Here is a 6088-nt window from a genome sequence, read left to right as displayed (position 1 = left end):
TAAGTATAAGAAGGAAGGAAATTTTGGTTAAAAAGGCAGCTTTCTTCAAAAAATTGGAATAATTAACTTAGTATTGCAAAAGAAATAAGAATACCAATTAAAAACAAGAAAAAATGGGAAATGGTGTAATTGTAATCAAAGATCCTTATGGAGGAGGTGGAAAAGTAGAATTGTGCAGAACTCATGCCGGTGATCAGGGTAATCCAACCTGCAAAACTCAAATTACATTTTCTACCAGCTATTCGGGTTCAGTTGTTGGTGATAAAGTTAAATTTACTATCGTTCTTGATTCATCTAAACCCGGTGGATTAGGAGCAATTGATCTAGTTAAGGTTTCTTCCATTCAATGTGGAATTGACTCCAATGGACATATTATTTGTCCTTAATTTATGAGAATTGCTGCTGTAGTTCCTGCATATAATGAAAGTATGGCAATATCTTCCGTAGTGGGAGGGTTGGTTTCTTTTGCTCAAACCGAAAATTTAAGTTTAACGGTTGTTGTTGTTAATGATTGCAGCACAGATCAAACAGGGGATATTATTAACCAACTACCTTGTATTCCAATTCATTTGCCCGTTAACCTTGGTATTGGAGGAGCTGTACAAACCGGAATGAAATATGCATATAATCATGGTTTTGATTTAGCCTTTCAAATCGATGGAGATGGACAACATCCCGCAGCAGAAATTCCTAAATTACTTGCTGAATTTTCAAACTCGAAAAGTGATGTAGTAATTGGTTCTCGATTTATTGATAAGGAAGGTTTTCAATCTTCAATTATGAGAAGATTTGGTATTCGTTATTTTTCATGGTTAAATACTATCCTGACTGGACAATCTATTCAAGATACAACTTCAGGTTTTCGGTTGTTGAATAGGAAGGCATTAGCAGTCATTTACAACTATTATCCGGATGAATATCCTGAACCGGAAAGTTTAGTCATGTATTCAAAATTTGGTTTGAAAGTTTCGGAAGCTCCTGTTCTAATGCGTGAAAGGGACGGCGGTGTTTCATCTATTGGAACCTTCGATGCAATTTATTATATGTTTAAAGTAAGTTTAGCTACTTGTTTTACCTTTCTGCGATTTTCTAAAGATTTAAATTGAAACAGTTTTCCTTCCTGTGAGTTTATTTGATTTTGGATTAAGTGTGGTTTAAAATTCACTTATTTGTCCTGAACATTCGCTTCATTTGATTTTTTGAAGAAAATTTGATATTCAAGATACCTTATTGGGTTTATTCAAAAGGTTATTTATGCCAGTTCAACAATTTTTTATAATTTCTTATATGCGGGCCCCCTCCGCCCAACTACCTTTTTACTAAACTCAAATCAACTTGCATGGGCGTTCGGGTCACGCTTTCGGCTGTAGTCCAAGCCCACTCCGCTAAACGCTGCGTTGGCTTGGAGCTACTTGCCTCTATCGTTGCCCGATGCGCAACTTATAACTATAATTTCTAACCCTAATCTTTATTGAATTTATAAGTTTCTGAAAAGGGGATAGTTTAAAACTACAGCATAGCTGTTTTAGGTTAATTTATTACCAATAGCCAAGTTCTCCTTAAAAGGCGGCATTACAGAAAATGCAAATCCTTTTAACTATTGCTTATTTTTTGCCTGAAGTATTAGAATCAATTCACCAAAAATGGAATGTTTGAAGTTCGGGGTGTTTTATGTTAAATCATTGCAAATGCCTAGGGCAAATGATTGTTTAACCCAAAATACGCAGTAGAGGATTGAATTTCATAACTGCTTGATTTATTTGGCTTCCCCCGATGTAGAAGTTTTTGTCAATCTGGACAAACAAATTGATTTACAAATTCTTAACTCGTTTGTGCATTCAAAACGTGCAATCTGGGTTTAAGCCCTGGTTAGCAATGATTCAATTGTTTATCGGCCTCATTGAGTATAGATAGAAATAAAAAAGGCCGCAACTTGCGGCCTTTTAGTTTCTTTTTATAGGAATGCTATTGCTTAAAACCAATTAGCATAACCGCACAACCTGAAGCTTGGTTAGTAGTATTCAGCTGGGCTTCGATGGTACAAGATAAAGTATTGCCAAATTTCAGATCCCAATAAGGAGCGTTTTTTTGATCGGCATTGGTGAAAAGCAGGTTTTTCTCTTGGTCAAAAACAGAAAAAACCAAATTGCCATCAGTAAATCCGGAGCAACCGGAAACACGGTAGGTGCTATTTCCATAGAATACAGCTTTAAACTCTGCAATTTCCTGATTATTCAACAATGCACGGTAGCTTTGTCCATCAGAAATATAGTTTTTTGCCATATTTTTATTACAAATATTAGCAATGCTATCACATTGTGCAGATACATTTTGGAAACTTATCCCTAGAAGAAAGATTAGGGACAAAATTGAAAGAATTTTTTTCATGTTGGTTAATGATCTAAGTTGGGTTAGCCTACAATTGTTGTTCTGATTTTTTCGATTTTCTTGGAAATGGTTTCCAATTGCTCTTTGGAGATGATAACCTTAGTGGAGCTATTTATCGTTGTAGTTTTATTTGCTACATCAGTTACTGGTTTAACATATTTATATTCAATGTCAATGGCATCAAAATCGTAAGCTAAATCAATAAGTTGATCAATTAAACCGGTATAATCCGGTTGATTATAATAAGGTTGTAGCAATTTAATTAAATTGTCAAGTGTATACTTTTGTTCCCCAATACGATTTATGATATCTTGATTGTTTTTGGCTGATGCTACTTTGGTGCTGAAATAAAGTGTTTCAATCCAGCCCCCTGTTAAAATTAGGGCCCCTACATCTAAACGATCATTGTCTTTTAAGAAAGCATCAGAGGCTCTGTAACCAACAGCCACCATACTTAACATGGAATCGCGTTTTCCAAGGTTTTGTTCGAAGCGTTTCATAGTATTTGCATCAAAACCATTGTTGATGCCTAACTCCTCTGTAAGTTTTCGAATCGAACCAATATACCCTAATGCATCCTGGGTTTGATCATACATGGTAACATAACCGACATCAGCTCCATATACGCCAAGATTAATAGCTTTTTTGAAATTTGTCGCGTATTTGGAGAAATTCTTTGGCGAATTAAGAATATCCTTATTGTATTGAGCTCCTGTGGCTTTAATGAGCATGGCTGTTTGGAAAGGCGAAGGAATGCTGAAATGAGCATTACCTAATTTTACCAAACTGGGCGAACTTGCGGTGTCCTTTCCATCGGCTTCAGGTTCTTTTTTGTCTCCGGATCCGCAACTTGACAACAGCAGACTGCCGCCAATTGCAGCGCCAATCACAAAGTTAAATGTGAGCTTTTTATAGTTCATGGGTGTTAAAAAGAATTGCAAGGATAATTAAATTTTAGAATGTCCCCAAAAATGAGGTCTTCAAAAGTAGAAATAGGTTTGAATGATAGTAAATTAATTTTCAAGAATTTTCAAATCAGGTCGATTTTAACGGAGTACTTCCATTAAAAGGTTGCAAATGCCGAAAGATTTTTTTTGAAAATTAAGCAACTTTGAGAGCCTTGCCGTTTAAAAGGCCTAATTCCCCTATGGGTTTAATCGTTGTATTTGGAATTTCGGTAGGGTAATAAAAAAGGGACCATTTTCCATCTGTATATTCCAAGGAGGTTAAGTTTTCTACCCAGTCGCCTGAATTTAAATAGGTTACCTTGCCTTTTTCTGATTCAAAAGTTCTCATGCAGGGTTGGTGAATATGCCCACAAATAACATAGTCATACCCTTGATCTATTGCATGGTCAATGGCAATTTTTTCATAATCATTTGAAAATTTTACTGCTGATTTAATGGAATTCTTAATTTTCTTGGATATGGAAACTTTTTCTTTTCCCATTTTTTCCAAGATCAGGTTTATCCATCGATTCAGTAAAATGAGGTAATCGTAACTATACCCTCCAATTTTCGCAATCCATTTGGCATAATTGACTGAAAGGTCAAAAATGTCTCCATGAAAGAACCAAAACTTCTCTCCATTTTCTTCAATAACGAGTTTGTCAACTAAATGAAAATTCGAAAGCTGAAAGCCAGAGAATTTTCGCAGTATTTCATCGTGATTTCCTGTTAGGTAATAAACCGGTGTTCCACTTGCCATGAAGTCTACAATTATCTTTAAGACTTCACTATGTGTCTGGGGCCAAAAGTTTTTGCTAAATTGCCAACCATCTATGATATCTCCATTTGGAATTATTTTACCCGGATCAACAGATTTTAAATAATTAGCTAATTCTCTGGCATGGCAGCCATAGGTTCCCAAATGAACATCGGAGATAACTAGGAGGTCAATTTTTCGTTTGGCTATTTTCATGGTTTGCAAATTTCCACCCTCCATTTTGGGTAAAAATTAAACTAAGAATAAGTCTTTGTTAAGTATTTGGCTTGATCATTATACTCTCTCCATTTTTGAAGTGGAAATTTAATGTTGTAAATTAAAAAAAATGGCTTATTTTTGGCAATGTTTAACTAAGTGTGTTTTTGACACCAAGCCTGTTTGCCCAAATGAATAAATTACTGAAAGTCACTTTGTTAATTGCTTTATGCAATACCTTATTTGAAAAGGATTCCAGCGCTCAAGTCGTTTACGAGCCCGAAGGTGTTAATTTGCCTGGAACATGGAATAGTTACACCAATCCTCCTGCCTCTGGGTCTGTTTTTGGCAATCCAAATCAAGTTGCCAATGGTGGTTTTAATATCATTACAACAGGAACAAGAAGATATCACACCACTTTTACAACATCATCCGGTGCCAATGCTACAGCCGGGGTAAATAATTTTCTTTTCTCCAGCGGTCCTGCTGCAACACCATATTCGAATAAGTGGACAGATGTTACAGTGTCTCTTAATACTATCCAAAATTATGTATTTCACAACGATGGAGGTGGAGCAGATAATTCCATTACTCTGGGAGCTAATAAGTGGTATACCGTTAATTTTAGAGACGTAGGTTATGCTAATGCCGATGCTATTTTTATGGAAACCAGCGCCCAGCCTGTAACAATTACTAACGTTTCTCAAAGTCCTTCCGGTAGTCAAATAATGATCAACACCCCGGTTGTAGTTACTGTTAATACCAGTACAGCACTGTCTCCGGAAGAAAAAGTATATATTCGTTATTCACCGGATGGTTATGCAGGAATTAATTCAATTGTTCAAGTTAATATGGTTGGAAATACCGGTACTGCAACTATTCCGGCTCAAGCTATTGCAGGTACTACAATAAGTTATTACGTGTTTACCACTACCGTTAATAATCCTACTTCAGATTGGGATATGCAAACTATAAACCTTGGTAATAATGGTGGCTTAAATTATAATTATAACGTAATAAATGATCCTGTTTTCAATGCATCTGCTAGCAATGATACCACCGTTTGCTCTTCTTCTTTCCCCCTGACCTTAAGTGCTACTGCAGGTTTTCAATATACTTGGTCAACAGGACCAATTACTCAGTCCATTCAGGTTAATGGCCCAGGACAGTATTCCGTTCATATTATTAATCCAATGACCGGTGGATACAAGGACGATACCGTAAATGTGTATGTTTCTAATCCTCAAATTAGCTTAGGACAAGATACTTCTATTTGCGGGTTAAGTTCAATTGTTTTGGATCCTGGTGTTACCTTAACTCCCGATGGAGATTCGTTAAAGATTTTTTACAACGCAAACCTAGGTGTAACAGGTCTGTTTGGCGCACCTAAAGTTTACATGCACAGCGGAATACAATTTGTTCCTTTTGGACCGGTGACTAATTATGTTGGTAACTGGGGCCTTGACGATGGTGTTGGTGAAATGACTAGTTTGGGGAACAACAACTGGGTTATTACCATTCACCCGGCAAGTTATTATGGTTATGCCCAAGGAACAGGTGTTACAGCAATTTCAATGGTATTCAGGAATGCCGACGGTTCTTTAACAGGAAAGGATGATAATAACAATGATATTTTCTTAAATATTAATCAGAATCCACCATATTCCACTTTTCCTGGTGTGACAGGGCAAGTAATTAGTAGTCAGTTTTCTAGCATTCTTTGGAATGATAACTCCACAGGAACCACACTTCCAATAAGCACAGGAGGTTCTTATTGGGC

Annotated in this window: 6 protein-coding genes; 3 read left to right on the top strand and 3 right to left on the bottom strand. The window is 36.4% G+C overall.

Annotation, left to right across the window (positions count from 1 at the left end; genetic code table 11):
* The first annotated feature begins 113 nt into the window (after window positions 1-113).
* Both K1X82_14475 and K1X82_14470 read left to right on the top strand, forming a co-directional pair.
* Window positions 114-386 carry a hypothetical protein gene (locus K1X82_14475; protein ID MBX7183314.1) on the top strand — a complete coding sequence of 91 codons (273 nt, stop codon included), beginning with the start codon at window positions 114-116 and terminating at the stop codon, window positions 384-386.
* Between the two features lie 3 nt (window positions 387-389).
* Window positions 390-1106: a glycosyltransferase family 2 protein gene (locus K1X82_14470; protein MBX7183313.1), complete on the top strand. Its 717-nt coding sequence runs from the start codon at window positions 390-392 to the stop codon at window positions 1104-1106.
* A gap of 859 nt (window positions 1107-1965) precedes the next feature.
* Here K1X82_14470 and K1X82_14465 read toward each other — a convergent pair.
* The 3 genes from K1X82_14465 to K1X82_14455 all read right to left on the bottom strand — a co-directional run bounded on the left by K1X82_14465 (window position 1966) and on the right by K1X82_14455 (window position 4302).
* Window positions 1966-2388 carry a hypothetical protein gene (locus K1X82_14465; GenBank protein MBX7183312.1) on the bottom strand — a complete coding sequence of 141 codons (423 nt, stop codon included), beginning with the start codon at window positions 2386-2388 and terminating at the stop codon, window positions 1966-1968.
* 23 nt (window positions 2389-2411) lie between these two features.
* A complete protein-coding gene (locus K1X82_14460) occupies window positions 2412-3308 on the bottom strand; it encodes a hypothetical protein (protein ID MBX7183311.1) in 897 nt (298 codons plus the stop codon).
* Between the two features lie 181 nt (window positions 3309-3489).
* Window positions 3490-4302 (bottom strand): UDP-2,3-diacylglucosamine diphosphatase, encoded by an 813-nt coding sequence (locus K1X82_14455; protein MBX7183310.1) that lies wholly within the window; start codon window positions 4300-4302, stop codon window positions 3490-3492.
* Between the two features lie 197 nt (window positions 4303-4499).
* On the opposite strand from K1X82_14455, the gene K1X82_14450 reads away from it, so the two are divergent.
* The coding region (locus tag K1X82_14450; GenBank protein ID MBX7183309.1) for a hypothetical protein at window positions 4500-6088 on the top strand (1589 nt) is incomplete at its 3' end.

It is taken from the genome of Bacteroidia bacterium, assembly GCA_019695265.1.
GTDB lineage: Bacteria > Bacteroidota > Bacteroidia > JAIBAJ01 > JAIBAJ01 > JAIBAJ01.
The sequence above is the reverse complement of the archived record's forward strand: the minus strand, read 5'-3'. Positions and strand labels throughout refer to the sequence as shown.